Source organism: Variovorax sp. CF079 (genome assembly GCF_900101545.1).
Taxonomy (GTDB): Bacteria; Pseudomonadota; Gammaproteobacteria; order Burkholderiales; family Burkholderiaceae_C; genus Variovorax.
Genome location: NZ_FMZU01000066.1, coordinates 1 through 1,200, shown reverse-complemented (window position 1 = coordinate 1,200; position 1,200 = coordinate 1). Strand labels below are relative to the sequence as shown.

At 63.9% G+C, this 1,200-nt stretch carries 1 protein-coding gene; it reads left to right on the top strand.

What is annotated here, in order from left to right; translation table 11 throughout:
• The first annotated feature begins 80 nt into the window (after positions 1–80).
• Positions 81–1,064 (top strand): IS5 family transposase, encoded by a 984-nt coding sequence (locus tag BLS74_RS33565; protein ID WP_093112356.1) that lies wholly within the window; start codon positions 81–83, stop codon positions 1,062–1,064.
• Positions 1,065–1,200 lie beyond the last annotated feature (136 nt).

Here is a 1,200-nt window from a genome sequence, read left to right as displayed (position 1 = left end):
TAGGGAAATGCTGATTAAAAGGTCGCGGCGGGCACGGCCCGTGCATGCGTGAAGACACCGCAAATCACAGCAGCACCGAGATGAACCAACGCAGCTTTGCCAGTGCCGAGTACGCGATGAAGAAGAAGCGCACGCGGCGCGAGAAGTTCTTGGCCGACATGGAGCGCGTCGTGCCGTGGTCTCGTTTGATCGCTGTGATCGAGCCGCTGTACCCCACGAGCGGGCGCGTCGGCCGCCAGCCGATCGGCGTTCCCCGGATGCTGCGCATGTACTGCCTCCAGCAGTGGTACGGCCTGGCCGATGAGGCGCTGGAGGACGCGCTGTACGACAGCCAGGCGCTGCGCGACTTCGTGGGCATCGACCTGTCGCGCGAGTCGGTGCCCGATGCCACCACCCTGTTGAAGTTCAGACGACTGCTGCTGGACAACGACCTCACCAAGGCCCTGTTCGAGGAGATCAACGCCCATCTTGCCGAGCAAGGCCTTCTGATGCGCGCGGGCACCATCGTGGACGCGACCATCATCGCCGCGCCCAGCTCGACCAAGAATGCGGGCAACACGCGCGATCCCGAGATGCACCAGACCAAGAAGGGCAACGCATGGCACTTTGGCATGAAGGCCCACATCGGCGTGGATGCTCAATCGGGTCTCGTGCACACGGTGGTCGCCACGGCGGCCAACGTCCATGACGTGACCCAGGCCGGCGCGCTGCTTCACGGCGAGGAGACGGTGGCCTTCGGCGATGCCGGCTACCGGGGCGTCGACAAACGCGAAGAAGCGCAGGGCCCGCAGTGGCATGTGGCGATGCAGCCGGGCAAGCGCCGGCAACTGGACCCGAAGCGCAAGTGGGCGCGGCTGCTCGAGAAGGCCGAGCAGCTGAAGGCGAGCATCCGAGCCAAGGTCGAGCACCCGTTTCACGTGATCAAGAACCTGTTCCGTCACAAGAAGACCCGCTACAAGGGCCTTGCGAAGAACGAGGCGCAGCTGTTCAGCCTGTTCGGGCTGGCCAATCTGGTCATCGCCAAGAGGTCGTTGCTGGCCGCTCATGCCCGAGGTGCGTCTTGAACACCGAAAGTGGCCTCGCAAGAGGCGCAAAACGCCCAGTGGGCAGACCTCACGGCGCGAAGTCGATCGGAATTGCGACCGCATCGCGTCGTGATGTCCTCAGATGCGACGGCGTCGTTCATTAATCAGCATCTCC